The sequence below is a fragment of the Streptomyces sp. NPDC028722 genome (genome assembly GCF_040637655.1).
Classification (GTDB): domain Bacteria; phylum Actinomycetota; class Actinomycetes; order Streptomycetales; family Streptomycetaceae; genus Streptomyces.
Genome location: NZ_JBEZWU010000037.1, coordinates 1 through 13,101 on the forward strand (window position 1 = coordinate 1; position 13,101 = coordinate 13,101).

The window sequence follows — 13,101 nt, forward strand, 5'->3', positions numbered from 1 at the left end:
ACGGCTCGATCCGGTCCCACATCGCATCACTGATCACTAATCGGACGGACACATCAGATCAACTGACTAACCGACCAAAGAGACACGCTCTAGTCCGGAACCGTGCGGGGCCGGCGGTCAGGCCGGGCCGGGTCACGGGGCGAGACTGCCCCCGCGTCCAACCTCCGGGAGGATGCGGCCCGGGACCCCACGAGTCGAACTTACCCGGCCCCCGAAAACCGCGGCAGCACTGATTACCTGCCTCGCACATCACGGAAAACACCCAGCACTCCAGTTTCCCTTTTTCACAGGGAACTTGGAGACATTCCGCCGCGGCCGCGCCGAAATCGGTTCATCCGTGGGGCGGCCGTACGGCTCGTTCACACCTCAGCGGCCTGCACACTCACAAGATCACGGAAGTGCCGCAATCGCCCCGGGCACTTTCCGGCACGTGAAAGGGCCCGCACGGGGCGACGACTTGCCGCTCAGCCCTAGCGATGCGCCCCGCTCTTCGGGGAGACTCGAAAACCGGTATCCACCAGCCGAAGACCCAGGGGGCGCCATGACGTGGGGCAGTGCCTTATGTTCCGACGAAGATCCCGAGAACGGATCTCCGGAAATGCGGGGGCACGGCGACGACTGCGTGAGTACGGACGCCGTCGTGAGTGGTGAAAACCGGCCGAGGCCGGATTCGACGGCGTGTCCGCTGTTCTGGGACAGACACACGGACGGCACCATCCGAGGCTGACCGGACCCGCCGCTGTGGTCCCATACGGTGACACCTCGACGTTCCGCGCACCGACGGGGACGGGTTCCGTCAGACGCGTCGTGGGGAGGATCCTGCCGCTGGGGCTTCCTCTCGCCGTCGGCTACATGGCGCAGATCTCCATATCGTTCACCGATGCCGCCCTGGTGGCCAGGTCCAGTTCCGAGGCGCTGGCCGGAGTCACCCTCGCGGTCAGTCTGTTCAGCCTCGTCATGCTCTTCGGCCTCGGACTCGTCACGGCCGTAGCACCGAAGGTGGCGGCCAGTCACCAGGCGGGTGCGGCGGACGAGTTGCGCGGCTGGGCGGTGCAGGGGGCCTGGCTCGCGCTGCTCGCCGGCGCCCTCGGCATCGTGGTTCTCCTCAACACCGAGCACATCCTCGTCCTCATCGGCCAGAACCCCGGCGTCGCGGCCATCGCGCAGGACTACAACAACGGCGCGGCGGCGGGGCTGCCGTTCTTCCTCCTGTACGTCAACGCGCGCTGCCTGATGACCGGGGTCGGCCGGCCGAAACCGGCGACCTGGATCATGCTGGCGGCGGTGCCCCTGAACCTCGTCCTGGGGTACTCGATGATCTTCGGGGTCGGTCGGTTCCCCGGGCTGGGGGTCTTCGGGGCGGGGCTCGCCAGCAGCGTCGTGCGGATGTTCGCGTCGGTACTGGTGGGCGTCGTCCTCCTGCGCGGCAGGACCTTCCGCGAGCTGGACCTCCGAGCAGGCTCACCGGCCCCCAGGCCCCCCATGCTGCTCGAACTGGGCCGGGTGGGCGCCTGGATCGGGGTTCGCATACTCCTCGGCGAGGGGTTCCTGCCCGTCCTCGCGTTCTTCGTCGCCCGGCACGGAGCCCACGCCGTCGCCGCCCACGCCGTGGCCCTGCGGCTGGAGTCGCTGATCGTCGTCTTCGCCCTCGGGTTCTCCAGTGCGGCGACGGCGGCGGCCGCGTGGGCCCACGAGGGAAAGGACTGGCGTGCGCTGCGCGACCTGCGCACCGCGCTGCTGCTGATAGGCCTGGTCTACTCCCTCGTGCTCTCCTCGGTCGTGGCCCTCTGCTTCCACGGCATCGTGCGCGACGTCTTCGGCATCCACGACCGGGGAACGCAGACGACCCTCTCCTCGCTGCTGCCCCTCCTGATCGCCTACATCGTCGCGGACACCCTGGTGACCATGCCGATGGGCTATCTGGTGGGGCTCGGCGACACCCGGATGCCGACCGCCGTCGTGGCCGCCGGGAACTGGATCCTCGGGCTGGGCTCGGGCGCCGCCCTGTCCGAGTTCACCCCGCTCGGTTTCTACGGCCTGTGGCTCGGCGCCGGCATCGGCACCACCTGCGTGACGGCCTTTTGCTTCGCCCGCGCGGGAAAGCACATCAAAACCCTCAGGGAATCGGTGGTGAATCAGCATGACTGACGTGACACGGCGCGATGTGGAAGGCGAAGCGAGTACGAGCGACGCCATCGCACGCTACATCCGCCGCAGCGTGCGAGCCGTGAAAGAGGACCCCCGGTCGCAGCTCCGGCTCCGGCGCAAGTGGGAGCACGAGCGACAGCGACTGCAAGGACGCTACCGATTGGCCCCCGAGGAGCGCGCGGCCTGGCAACTGGAAAGGGTGCGATGCCTCGTGGACTCGGCGTTCGCCACCGTGCCGTTCTACCGTCGGCTCTACTCGGCCGTCGGTTTCGAACCGGGAGACCTGGTCACCTGGTCGGACTTCGAGAAATTACCCCTGGTGAACAAACGCATGCTCGTCGAGGCGGGGATGGGGGAGGAGGTGGCCGGCCACGCCGACGGCAGAACCGTGCATTCGGCACGCACCTCGGGATCGAGCGGATACAACATCACGATCTACCAGGACAACGCGAGCGTGGACTACCGGACGCTGCTGCACATGCGCCACTGCGAAATGGGCCTGAGCGGACCGCTGAAGCCCGACGACTGGCGCTACAGCGTGTATTTCGTCGCCGAACGGTTCACGTCGCTCGCCGGCGGCTACCCGTTCGTGACGGTCTCGCTGGACTGCCCGCCCCGGCTGGTGCTCGAACACCTCGCGGAGCTGCGGCCCCGGCTCATGGCCGCGTTGCCGAGTTACCTCCAGCGGCTGGCCGCGGAGAACGTCGCACTCGACGCGTTCGGCCTGGAGGCCGCATACACGAACTCCGAGCGCAGCAGCAGGGAGGAGCGGGTGAAGTACTCGGAGGTGTTCCGGGTGCCGGTTCTCGACGAATACTCCTCCGAGGAACTCTCCCTGATCGCCTGCGAATGCCCCGAGCGCAGCTATCACGTCGTCGAGGACAGTGTCTACCTCGAGGTCACCGACGCCGACCAGGACGGCTTCGGACGGCTCGTCGGGACCTCCCTCGGAAACTTCCTCATGCCCTTCATCCGGTACGACCAGGGCGACATCGCCCGCCTGTCCGACACCGACACGCGCTGCGGTTGCGGCTCCCGCTTCCGGACGATCACCGAATTCAGGGGGCGCGAGGACGAGTACCTGCGCGACGGCCCGTCCCGTACGGTGCCCGCGGACATCGTGCTCAACCTGTGCGACCGCACCCTGGTCCTGGAGGCGTCGAACGTACGGCAGTACCAGATCGTCCAGGTCGCGCCCGCCCGGATCCAGCTGCGCGTCCAGCCGGTCGACCCGGCCGGGGCCGTCGAAGGCAACCCGGTGGTGGCCGAGTTCGTGAGGGAACTGCCGGGTCTGTTCCGCACCGTGCGACCGGACGTCGAGGTCGTGCGTGCCGACGACTTCTCACCCTTCGCCTCCGGCAAAAGACGGCTCATCCACCTCGAAGGAGCATGGGCGGGACGCCCCGGAGAGCCGGACCTTTCGGGCAGGTGAGCGGGGCAGGCGAGCCGGCCGACCACGGGCAAGCACGGCGCGTCCGAGGCCTGCCGGGCCGCCCCCGGACAGGCGGGCACGAACCCCGTGCGGAGAGCCCGGTCGACCCGAGGCCGGTCGCGGTGCACCGCAGGCAGGAAGACGGACGGGTGGCGGTAGCGCCCTCACCTCGACAGGAGACACATTGACCAGCGAGACCCGCTACACGAACCTGACCCGGTACGAGGACATCGGACTCAACTCCAAGTTCAACCTCGCCGACGGACACGCCCACCAGGGACAGAACCCCACCCAGCGGGAGATCGTCGCAAGCCTCCCCGAGCTCTTCCACGCCGCGGAGCAGGCGTTCCAGTCGGACTCGGAGCGCGAGTTCCAGCAGGCCTTCTACTCCCTGGCCGGACAGCACTCCGCGATCGGGCACCCCCGCACGCTCCTGTGCTACTCGGCCTCCCTCTCCACGGACCTGGCCGCCACCTACCTGGCGAGCCGCGGTCTGTCCGTGGCCCTGCTCCAGCCCTGCTTCGACAACCTCGCGACCATCCTGCGGCGCAGGAACGTCGCCCTCACCCCCCTCGGCGAGGACCGTCTGCGGAACACGGCGGCCCTGGACGAAACCCTGGACGCGATGCACGCCGACGCCGTCTTCCTCACGCTGCCCAACAATCCGACGGGCTTCAACCTCACGCCCGACCGGTTCCGCGCGATCGTCGACCACTGCGTGGCACACCACCGCATCCTCATCCTGGACTGCACGTTCCGCTTCTTCGACATCTCGCCCCTGTGGGACCAGTACGAGGTCCTGGAGGATTCCGGCGTCAGCTACCTCGTGGTCGAGGACTCCGGAAAGACGTGGCCGACGCAGGACCTCAAGTGCAGCATCCTCGCCGTGAGCCGGGACCTGTACGCGGGCGTGCTCGAACTGCACGACGACATCCTGCTCAACGTCAGCCCGTTCATCCTGCGGCTGCTGACCGCCTACATCCGCGACACGCAGGAGGCGGGACTGGAACGCACCGTATGGAGGACCATCCGGCGCAACCGTCAGGCCCTGCGCAGGGCCCTGGCCGGCACGATCCTCACCCCCGAGTTCCCCGACAGCACCGTGAGCGTCGACTGGCTGCGCATCAACCGGCCGGGCATCCGCAGCGAGGACGTCGTCGCCACGCTCGGCCGCGCCCAGATCGGAGTCCTGCCCGGCGACCACTTCCACTGGGCCGACCACGAGGCCGGCGCCCGGTTCATACGGATCGCCCTGGCGAGGCCCCCTGAGTGGTTCGCCACGGCCTGCGGCCACCTACGGGACGTCGTCCTGTCCACTCCGGGGTTCACCGCATGACCGCTGTCACCCCGGCCGGTGCCGCGCGCATCATCTACCTCGATGAGCCCACCTACATCACGGCCGGCTTCCTGGCCTGCCTCTCCGGGCTCGGCAGCGTTCAGGTCCACTTCGACCGCCCGGGACCGCAGGAGACGGTACGGCGGTTGCGGGAGGCGGACGTCGTACTGGTGGAATGGACCCGCCTGACGGCGGAGATCCTGCGCGCCGCGCCGACGGTTCGGCACATCGCCACCATGCTGTCGGCCACCGACCAGATCGATCTGCGGGCGGCCGCAGACCTCGGCATCAGCGTGTCGCACTGCCCGCGGTACTCGGTCGCCGCCGTGGCCGAGCACGTCCTCGTCTGCGTCGCCGCGCTGAGCCGCCGGCTCCTGCCCGCGCACGGCGCGGGAGCGGCCGGGGTCAGCCACCGCTATGTGCCGTTCCTCGGCCGGGAGGCCCACGAGCAGGTGCTGGGCCTGGTCGGCACCGGGCGCATCGGGCAGGCCGTCGCAGCCCGGGGGCGGGCGCTGGGCATGCGCGTACTGGGCAGCAACAGCCGGTGCTCGCCGGTCCCCGGCATCGAGGTCGTGGACCTCGCCGAGCTCGCCCGCCGCAGTGACGTGATCTGCGTCCAGGTCCCGTTCACGGACGCGACGCGGGGCCTGCTGTCGGCCGAGCTGATCGATTCCGTCCGCGTCGGCGCCATCGTCGTCAGCGTCTCCCGGGCAGGGACGATCGATCTCGGTGCCCTCGCGCGTCGGCACGTGGCCGGGGAACTCGGAGGCGTCGCCCTGGACGACACACCCGCCGATCTCGTGCCGGTGCTCGCCGACGTGCCCAACACGCTCCTCACGCCCGGGACGGCCTGGTACACCCGGCGCTCCCGCACCGAGAACCTCGCCGAGGTCCTGAGCAACGTGCGGGGATTCCTGGAAGGCGAGGCCGTCAATGTCGTCACCTGACACGGGGCCCGAGGCAGCGGCGGCCCGCGCCTTCGGCTGGTTCCAGGACCAGGCGCGCCACCTGGGCGCCGGTACCGAGGTCCGCCTCGACCCGCTCGGCGCGCGCACGCTGGAGGTACGCGTCCACCCGGGACTCCCCGCCGACGTCGGCCTGCTGGCCCGCTGGCAGGAGCCCGGGGCAGCAGGCCCCCTCGGCGTCACCTCCGACGTGTCCGTGTCGGCGCTCTACCTTTTGGAGGTCCTCGACCACGCCGCGACCAACCCGGGCCCGGGCGTCATGGGGTACGCCATCGCCCACGACACACCAGTGACATCCCTGCACCCGCCGACGGCCGGACCGCGGGGGCTCGGCGGTTCGAGCCGCCCGCTACTCGTCGTGATCGCCGCGGGGAGTGTGCCGGGCGGCGGAGTCGTCGGAACCACGGACCCGGCCTCCCCACCCTCGCCGCTCCTCTCACTGCCCCGGGCGGACGCGACGGCCCTCGCCCCGGACGTGGCCCGCCTCCTGGCCTCCTGCTCCGAACAGGGTTTCGTCGCCTGCGCGTTGGACCCAGTGTCCGTGCGTGGACACCTCTCGCCGACCTCCGCCGAGTTGTTCGCCGCGATGACAGGAGCAGGCGCATGACCGACGCCGCCCGGCCTCGGCCTCGCCGTCACCTCGCCGGCAGCCGGAAGCCGTCCGCCACGTCGCCGTGCCGCGTTCGTGCCGGGCTGCGGCCCTGTCTTTCCCGAGCCGTGACGGCGCCTCCCCGGCTGTCCGGGCCGGCCCGGCGGCCGCGGCCCCCGGCGCGGCGGAGGAGCCGGTCGGAGCGAGCCCTGGGCTTGGCCGTACGGGTTCAGAAGGAGTCGACGCACCCCGCTGCGCCTCCTCGGACTCCCCGAGGACGGGGGAGGGGGCGCGTGTCGCGTTCCTCCATTCTGATCGGCATCCGGGGCGTTGAACTGGGCTGACCAGTTGGCTGGTTGGGTCCGGCGGTGTGGTGTGTGCTGGCGAGATGCTTGGCGTTGCTTGCGGGCCCCGACTGAGCGGTCACGTCACCTCTACGTGCATCCTGCCCGGGCCCGCCGCTGAGCACCCGAGGAGCGACCTGAGCCGCGGCGCCGGCCCCGGCAAGGGCCTTTGATGGTGTCGCACGCGGGGGCGACTGCCCCGCGCCAGGTGGGCGTCCGCCCTGGCCCAGAGACCACACTCGCGCATCCTCGGCGACGTGCGTGACCCGGGCACCGTCGTGTGGGCAGAAGGAAAGACAGCCCAAGCCGACGCCTTGGGCGACGACAACCGTGACGGACGGACCGAGGAGGACGACAGCGGCTGAAATCGCCACCGCAGAAGCAACCGGTGTGGACCGCCGTGCGACGCAACCGCCGCACGACGCGACCTGGAAACCAACGTGCCGCCGGGGCACGCCGCCCGCGTCCGGCCTCAGACGCAGACAGGAGACCGCCCGTGACCGCCATACCCCAGGGCCGCGACTGGACCCGTATGAAGCGCGCCGACTTCGACGACTGCGCCCCGCTCGACCTGATCGACGCAGCCGTGTGCCGGCCGGTACCTGCGGTGCCCGACGAGTGCGGGACAGAGGCGCTGTTCGGGAAAGCCCCGCGGCCCGCGCGCACCCGACGCACTCGCACGCCGCCCCCGATGCCCACCGAGGACACCGACACGCTGTTCTAGGCCAGTCTCGAATGCAGACGTCCGACTCACGGCGTCCATGCCGACACCCCACGCGGGGGCACCCGCCGGACGGCAGGCAGTGTTCCAACCGCGCACCATTCAGTGCGGCGGGCCCGCCTGGCTCTAGGCTGCGACGATGGAACGCGCAACCGGCATACCCGAGAGCTTCGCCGATGCTGCGGAACCGGCCCGGGTGAACGACTACGACAGTTTCGCCGAGGCGTACGCGGCGGAGAACGAGAACAACCTCGTGAACGCGTACTACGAACGGCCCGCGATGTTAGCCCTCGCCGGAGACGTGGCTGGCCACCGAGTTCTGGACGCCGGCTGCGGCTCGGGCCCACTGACCGCCGCACTGCGCGACCGCGGCGCGGTCGCCACCGGGATCGATGCCAGCGCCGGGATGCTCGCACTGGCCAGGCAGAGGCTCGGTGATGACGTCGCCCTGCACGTGGCCGACCTGGGCGAGCGCCTGCCGTTCAAGGACGGTGCGTTCGACGACGTGGTCGCGTCGCTGGTCCTGCACTACCTGGAGAACTGGGGACCGACGCTGGCTGAGTTCCGGCGAGTACTCAGGCCCGGCGGCCGGCTGATCGTGTCCGTGGACCACCCGGTCACCGCGTACACGTTCCGGGAGCCTCGGCCCGACTACTTCGCGACCACGAGCTACACCTTCGACTGGATGCTCGGCGGGCAGTCCACCCCGATGCGACTCTGGCGGAAGCCGTTGCACGCGATGATCGACGCTTTCACCACCGCTGGCTTTGGTCTGTCCGTCATCAGCGAGCCGCAGCCTGACCCAGCCGCCCGGGCACTGTTCCCCGACGGCTTCGACGACCTTTCGACCAAGCCCTGCTTCCTGTTCTTCGTCGTCGAGGCGCTGCCGGCGGTCACTGGCCCGGAGTAGCGAGTCGAGACCGCTGGAGACGCCGGCCGCACCGTGAGAGGGACGGCCATCTCGGTCAACAGCACCGCCGACGAACTGGAAGCGGCCTGGGACACCTGGCTGGAGCTGGGCAGACCTGCTCCGTACGACTTCGGGACGACCGTCACGGACGGCGGCACCACCCAGTACATGTGGGTCAACGACGCTGCCAGCGGGCCTCGTTGGCCGATCACCTGAAGCACACCACTCACCGGTGGTGCGTTCACCGATCACGATTCCCTTGCCGGGAGCGGATAGCAGGCGCGTCCCGCACCTGCGCCGCCGAGCCCCGGCCTCTCCGGCCGTGCGCATGAGCGAGTGCTGCGCGACCCTCGTCTGCGTGCGTGCGCGCCAGCACGGCTTTGACATCGTCGGTCGGGGCGACCTGCGGCGTGCGGGGACGCGGGGACTGTTCGTCTCGGCGACCGGGACCGGCACGACGCTGGTGTCGATCCGGTGGCGGACGGGCTCGATGCGCGGGGCGACATCATCAAGATCGGCGCCTGATGACGGCTTCGGTCGTCACAGTCCCCGAACGGTGCCGGGCCTTCGCTGGGGTAAGGCGACTGGCAAGCTCCGGGGGTGCATCCCGTCGGCGGTGCAGACGGGGTGGTGTGACCGTTGTCTGTCGCTGGGCGGCTGTCGGCTACTGGTCGGGGTGGACGGCCTGGACGCCGGTGCCCGCGTACGTCTTGGGGGTCAGGGTGAGCAGGTACCGCCCGGCGGGATGGGCGGTACAGGGCCGGGCGGCGTGGTGGTGTGGACGGCGGCCCAGGAGTGCGCACATGCGGCCACTCTGCCACCACCGAACTGCCCGATGACGCGCCGGTGCGTATGCCGGTCCTCCGCAGTGCTGTCCCCAGCCTGGCCGCTGCCTAACTGTGCATCACCGGACTTCGCCCGTCCGGCTCGCGCCTACACATCGTCCCGGTGTCCCGCTGACTGTTCCCCCGGTCTCGCACGCCCTCGCAGCACGGCCCCCGCGGCCCATGGCTGCCGTGGGGCACCAGCCGCCGCCGTCACAGCTCATCGGGGGTGCCCCGGTCCCAACGCCGCTGGCCGCTGGTCATGGGCGACGACGCCCGGCACGATCCACGAGGCGCCTAGTCACCGGACACTTGCGCAACAGGCCCAGCACAGGCGCACGCGTATGGTGCGCAGAGCGCAGCGCGGCATCCCGCGGCGCGGCACAATACGCGATCTGCCCACCAGCGGCGGCCCACAGCCGGGCGTCGTGCCGTGGTTGTCAGCGTGGTCAGCTGAACGTGTTGCAGCTGGCGACGCGGCCGGAGCGGTAACCGGTGGAGAACCATTGCTGGCGCTGGCTCGCGGAGCCGTGGGTCCAGGTGTCGGGTGTGACCTTGCCCTGGTAGCGCTGCTGGATACGGTCGTCACCGACGGCGGCGGCTGCGTCCAGCCCGCGGTTGATGTCGTCCTTCGTCAAGTCGGTGATCAATGGCTTACCGCTCTTGGGTTCGGTGGTGGTGGTGGCGTGGTGGGCCCACACTCCGGCGTAGCAGTCCGCCTGCAACTCGAGTTTCACCGAGCCGCTGTTCTGGCCCTTTCCGCTGCCACGGGAGATCGTTCCGCTGAGGTCCTGGAAGTGGTGGCCGTATTCGTGCGCGATGACGTAGGCCTCGGCGAACGAGCCGCCCTTGGCGCCGAACTTGCTGCTCAGGTCGTTGAAGAAGCCGAGGTCGAGATAGACCTTGTCATCGGCTGAGCAGTAGAAGGGGCCGACGTCGGAAGTCGCGTTCCCACAGCCGGTGTTCACACTGCCGGTGAACAGGAACGTCGGGGCCTGCTGGTAGGGCTTGCCGGCGGCTGTCTCCGTCTGCTTCCAGAATGCCTGCACGCTGTCGACCACGGCGACGATCCGGCACTCCTCCTTGCGGTTCGCGTCGGCACCGGTCCGGCAGTCCGCCGCGAGGTCCGCGGCTGACTTGCCGGACGAGGACGTGTCGCTGCTGCCCGAGCCGAACATGCCGGGGTCGACACCCAAGAGCACGGACGCGACCAGCACCACGAGCCCGACCAGTCCCCCGCCGATGGTCTTCCCGCCGCCCGGGATCCCGCCCAGCGCACCTCCCCGCCCGTCCTCGACCTCGGACGTGTCCAGAGCAGCATCGTCGTCGAATTGCATACGTTGACCCTCCCTCGAGCAGCGCGCCGGACCGCCCCGCGTCGTCCCGCTCGCCTACCCCGTACGAGGACATCCCCATCCCGTCCTCTTCCTGCTCGCCTCTTGGAGGAGCCGGCGGGCGACGCCGCGACGCTGCTCTGTGGGTGAACGGCGGACCGCCGTGCGCGGTAACGGCCCCTCCATGCCTTCGACCGCGCAGCGGGGCCCCTGTCGCCGATGCCGGGACCGGGCCCGCGAGGTTCAGACGACGGACGGCCGCCGCGGGTCGGTCGGGACGATCGCGTACTCGTCGAAGAGCCGTTCAAGGGCTTCGTGACCGTGCGTGCGGCGGTACCCACTCTCGGCCGCCGTCACCGGCAGCACCCAGAGAATGCGGGGTGTCCGTTGGCCAGCGGGCATCTCTCCAGACCGGGGCCGTTGAGGTAGGGGGCTGATCAACAGGTGGTCGCAGTGGGACCCGGGCAGCCACGGCTCCCCGATGTGCAGGCTGTGCTCGAGGTCGAGGCGGTGATCGGCGTGGTCGTAGGCGGTCATGGCCAAGAGCCCGGCGAAGCGCTCGTCGCGGACGGGCGCGGTGAGGACGATTCCAGGCCGTGGCCGTCGGTCTCGACCGTCGACCAGCAGCCCGCGGTGATGTAGGCCCAGCCGTCGGCGCGCGGTCCTGGTGCGACGGTGAGGATCCGCAGGTCGGGAACCGTTTCCCCGCGTCCGGGTCCCAGGTCGTAGTCCCTGACCGGTCTCGACCGTGCGTAGCCTGCTGTCCGGCCTGACGGCGCAGGAAGTCAATCTGTGACGGTGGACCGCAGGTGCCCCGCGGACGCGATTCGACACGCAAGGACTCACTCCTACGGGACCATGAGACATGCCCAAGGACCAGCCGCCCGTACCGCCTCACGCTGCTCGCGCTCTGCGCCGGCTCAAGCAGTGGCAGAAGGCGACGAGCGAGCCCAGACCGGTGGTGGAGGCGGGCAGCAGTCTGAGCGCAGATGACGCCGAGGTTCCCACCCTCAGGGTGTCCAGCGCCGCCTACCAATGCTTCACGCACGCGGTAGACCATCCGCGCGCGGTCCAGGTCCTGCTCTTCGAAGCCAAGGTCATCCATTCCTACGCGCCCTACAGCCTGCTCCGGGCCGCAGTCCAAGCCGCGGGCGAAGCCTTATGGCTTCTGGATCCCAGCAGCCGCCAGGAGCGGATACGCCGCTGCCTCAAACGGGCGTACGAGAACGTCAGCAAGGGCAAGGAGTTCATGGACCTGTCCGGTCTCCAGCCCTCAGGCAGACCCCACCACGAACGAGTTCAGGAACTCAGGGACCTCGCGACACAGCACGGCCTGGACCCGAACGGCGTCCGCGGCCGCTGGAGCACACAAGCCCAGCTGAAGTACGTGGAGGAAGTCGTCCTCGACGGCAAAGAAGCCCTCGCGCAAAACCTCTGGCAGATCTGCAGCGGCTTCGCCCACGGCCGGGAGTGGGCCACGCTCGCCTCCTAAAACGCACCGTGCACAGCCAAGCCGCTCAAGCGCTCACCCTGACTCTGCATGGGCCGTCGGCTGTTCGGGCACACGAGACGTCATGCACGGACAACATGCGCGTCCCACCAGCGGCAGTCTCATCGGCCAGCCCCCCACAGCCGAGACATCGCCGCCCGGCCACAACGACGCCAAGCACTCACGCCGAGGCCGGCGCACCGGCCGCCTGCGCCGTCGCGTCCTCGCCTACCGGGCAGTCGATCTCCTGTCCACGCACATCCCCAACGACCCCGGCCCGGGCGACGAATGCCTGCTCCTCGTGCACACCCGCCAGGTCGTCGGCCAGGTCCGGTACCGGATCTGCACTGACTGCGCGCAGGGCGTCATCTCCGCCGTCGTCATCGACGAGCGCTTCCACAGCACCGGCCTGGGCACCCGTGCGCTGTCACACCTACGGTCCCGCCACCCGGGACTGACCTGGCGCAGCACGCTGCGCAAGCGCACCACCCGTGATCTCCTGCGCCGGATGCGCATTCCCACAACCACTTCTGCCATGCCCTGCCCCCACGCTCACCAGACACTCTCTGCCCCGGCCGGCCCGATACTCGCCAGCGGCTGACCCAACGCTCAGCGGTCACAGCGCACGGGGGAGAGGGCACCCCCTCGTCCCGGGCCTGCCTTAGAGTGCGGTATGTGAGCTGATGCCTGTTTCTGCTCGGGTGCAGCTCAGGCTGAGCGACCGGTCGCGATGGCGTACTTGATGCACGTGGCGTTGGTAGCTGAACTGGGGCTTTGGCCGTCTGCCGGCTGAGCCGGAGCAGTCACTCGCTCGAAATCACACCCGCCTTCCGCCGCGCCTTCTCCCGCACCTGCCAGCGCAGCAGGTCATGGATGGTCTGCCGGCGTCGCGCCACTTGGTGAACCAGTGCATCACCGCGCCGCGCGGCGGAGCCGGCATGGGTGAGGGGTAGCAGGGCATCCGAGGTGAAGGGGTGACCGCGCTTTCGGTGCCGCCCGTCGACGTCAA

Annotated in this window: 14 protein-coding genes; 11 read left to right on the forward strand and 3 right to left on the reverse strand. The window is 69.7% G+C overall.

The genetic code is table 11. The features are described from left to right. The first annotated feature begins 807 nt into the window (after positions 1-807). The 8 genes from AB0F03_RS33970 (at position 808) to AB0F03_RS34005 (ending at position 8,661) form a co-directional block, all read left to right on the forward strand. Positions 808-2,148 (forward strand): MATE family efflux transporter, encoded by a 1,341-nt coding sequence (locus AB0F03_RS33970; protein ID WP_361999295.1) that lies wholly within the window; start codon positions 808-810, stop codon positions 2,146-2,148. A 79-nt stretch (positions 2,149-2,227) separates the two neighbouring features. Further along, on the forward strand, positions 2,228-3,580 hold the full coding sequence (locus tag AB0F03_RS33975; protein ID WP_361999298.1) for a hypothetical protein: 1,353 nt from the start codon (positions 2,228-2,230) through the stop codon (positions 3,578-3,580). 184 nt (positions 3,581-3,764) lie between these two features. Then, on the forward strand, positions 3,765-4,916 hold the full coding sequence (locus AB0F03_RS33980; RefSeq protein ID WP_361999300.1) for a pyridoxal phosphate-dependent aminotransferase: 1,152 nt from the start codon (positions 3,765-3,767) through the stop codon (positions 4,914-4,916). Beyond that, on the forward strand, positions 4,913-5,863 hold the full coding sequence (locus tag AB0F03_RS33985) for an NAD(P)-dependent oxidoreductase (RefSeq protein ID WP_361999302.1): 951 nt from the start codon (positions 4,913-4,915) through the stop codon (positions 5,861-5,863). The genes AB0F03_RS33980 and AB0F03_RS33985 overlap by 4 nt, the downstream gene beginning before the upstream one ends. Continuing rightward, positions 5,850-6,488 carry a hypothetical protein gene (locus tag AB0F03_RS33990; RefSeq protein ID WP_361999304.1) on the forward strand — a complete coding sequence of 213 codons (639 nt, stop codon included), beginning with the start codon at positions 5,850-5,852 and terminating at the stop codon, positions 6,486-6,488. The genes AB0F03_RS33985 and AB0F03_RS33990 overlap by 14 nt, the downstream gene beginning before the upstream one ends. Before the next feature lie 822 nt (positions 6,489-7,310). Continuing rightward, the gene (locus AB0F03_RS33995; protein ID WP_361999306.1) at positions 7,311-7,538 is read left to right on the forward strand and encodes a hypothetical protein; all 228 of its coding nucleotides are present in this window, start codon (positions 7,311-7,313) and stop codon (positions 7,536-7,538) included. A gap of 136 nt (positions 7,539-7,674) precedes the next feature. Next, positions 7,675-8,445, forward strand: coding sequence for a class I SAM-dependent methyltransferase (locus AB0F03_RS34000; RefSeq protein ID WP_361999309.1), 771 nt, complete (start codon positions 7,675-7,677; stop codon positions 8,443-8,445). A 33-nt stretch (positions 8,446-8,478) separates the two neighbouring features. Next, positions 8,479-8,661 (forward strand): hypothetical protein, encoded by a 183-nt coding sequence (locus AB0F03_RS34005; RefSeq protein WP_361999311.1) that lies wholly within the window; start codon positions 8,479-8,481, stop codon positions 8,659-8,661. 448 nt (positions 8,662-9,109) lie between these two features. On the opposite strand, the gene AB0F03_RS34010 is transcribed toward AB0F03_RS34005, so the two are convergent. The 3 genes from AB0F03_RS34010 to AB0F03_RS34020 all read right to left on the reverse strand — a co-directional run bounded on the left by AB0F03_RS34010 (position 9,110) and on the right by AB0F03_RS34020 (position 11,005). Continuing rightward, a complete protein-coding gene (locus AB0F03_RS34010) occupies positions 9,110-9,250 on the reverse strand; it encodes a hypothetical protein (RefSeq protein ID WP_361999314.1) in 141 nt (46 codons plus the stop codon). 468 nt (positions 9,251-9,718) lie between these two features. Further along, positions 9,719-10,606: a neutral zinc metallopeptidase gene (locus AB0F03_RS34015; protein ID WP_361999316.1), complete on the reverse strand. Its 888-nt coding sequence runs from the start codon at positions 10,604-10,606 to the stop codon at positions 9,719-9,721. Between the two features lie 240 nt (positions 10,607-10,846). Next, a complete protein-coding gene (locus tag AB0F03_RS34020; protein WP_361999319.1) occupies positions 10,847-11,005 on the reverse strand; it encodes a hypothetical protein in 159 nt (52 codons plus the stop codon). A gap of 90 nt (positions 11,006-11,095) precedes the next feature. Here AB0F03_RS34020 and AB0F03_RS34025 point away from each other — a divergent pair, with 90 nt between their 5' ends. From AB0F03_RS34025 to AB0F03_RS34035, 3 genes are all read left to right on the forward strand, one after another. Then, a complete protein-coding gene (locus AB0F03_RS34025) occupies positions 11,096-11,245 on the forward strand; it encodes a hypothetical protein (RefSeq protein WP_361999320.1) in 150 nt (49 codons plus the stop codon). Between the two features lie 223 nt (positions 11,246-11,468). Then, positions 11,469-12,095: a hypothetical protein gene (locus AB0F03_RS34030; protein WP_361999321.1), complete on the forward strand. Its 627-nt coding sequence runs from the start codon at positions 11,469-11,471 to the stop codon at positions 12,093-12,095. Between the two features lie 82 nt (positions 12,096-12,177). Continuing rightward, positions 12,178-12,693: a hypothetical protein gene (locus AB0F03_RS34035; protein ID WP_361999323.1), complete on the forward strand. Its 516-nt coding sequence runs from the start codon at positions 12,178-12,180 to the stop codon at positions 12,691-12,693. Positions 12,694-13,101 lie beyond the last annotated feature (408 nt).

Excerpts from the sequence above, each read along its gene's own strand:
- AB0F03_RS34000 (WP_361999309.1), top strand. The coding sequence starts at position 7,675 with ATGGAACGCGCAACCGGCATACCCGAGAGCTTCGCCGATGCTGCGGAA.
- AB0F03_RS34015 (WP_361999316.1), bottom strand. The coding sequence starts at position 10,606 with ATGCAATTCGACGACGATGCTGCTCTGGACACGTCCGAGGTCGAGGAC.
- AB0F03_RS33990 (WP_361999304.1), top strand. The coding sequence starts at position 5,850 with ATGTCGTCACCTGACACGGGGCCCGAGGCAGCGGCGGCCCGCGCCTTC.
- AB0F03_RS34020 (WP_361999319.1), bottom strand. The coding sequence starts at position 11,005 with ATGCCCGCTGGCCAACGGACACCCCGCATTCTCTGGGTGCTGCCGGTG.
- AB0F03_RS34010 (WP_361999314.1), bottom strand. The coding sequence starts at position 9,250 with ATGTGCGCACTCCTGGGCCGCCGTCCACACCACCACGCCGCCCGGCCC.
- AB0F03_RS34035 (WP_361999323.1), top strand. The coding sequence starts at position 12,178 with ATGCACGGACAACATGCGCGTCCCACCAGCGGCAGTCTCATCGGCCAG.
- AB0F03_RS33985 (WP_361999302.1), top strand. The coding sequence starts at position 4,913 with ATGACCGCTGTCACCCCGGCCGGTGCCGCGCGCATCATCTACCTCGAT.
- AB0F03_RS34030 (WP_361999321.1), top strand. The coding sequence starts at position 11,469 with ATGCCCAAGGACCAGCCGCCCGTACCGCCTCACGCTGCTCGCGCTCTG.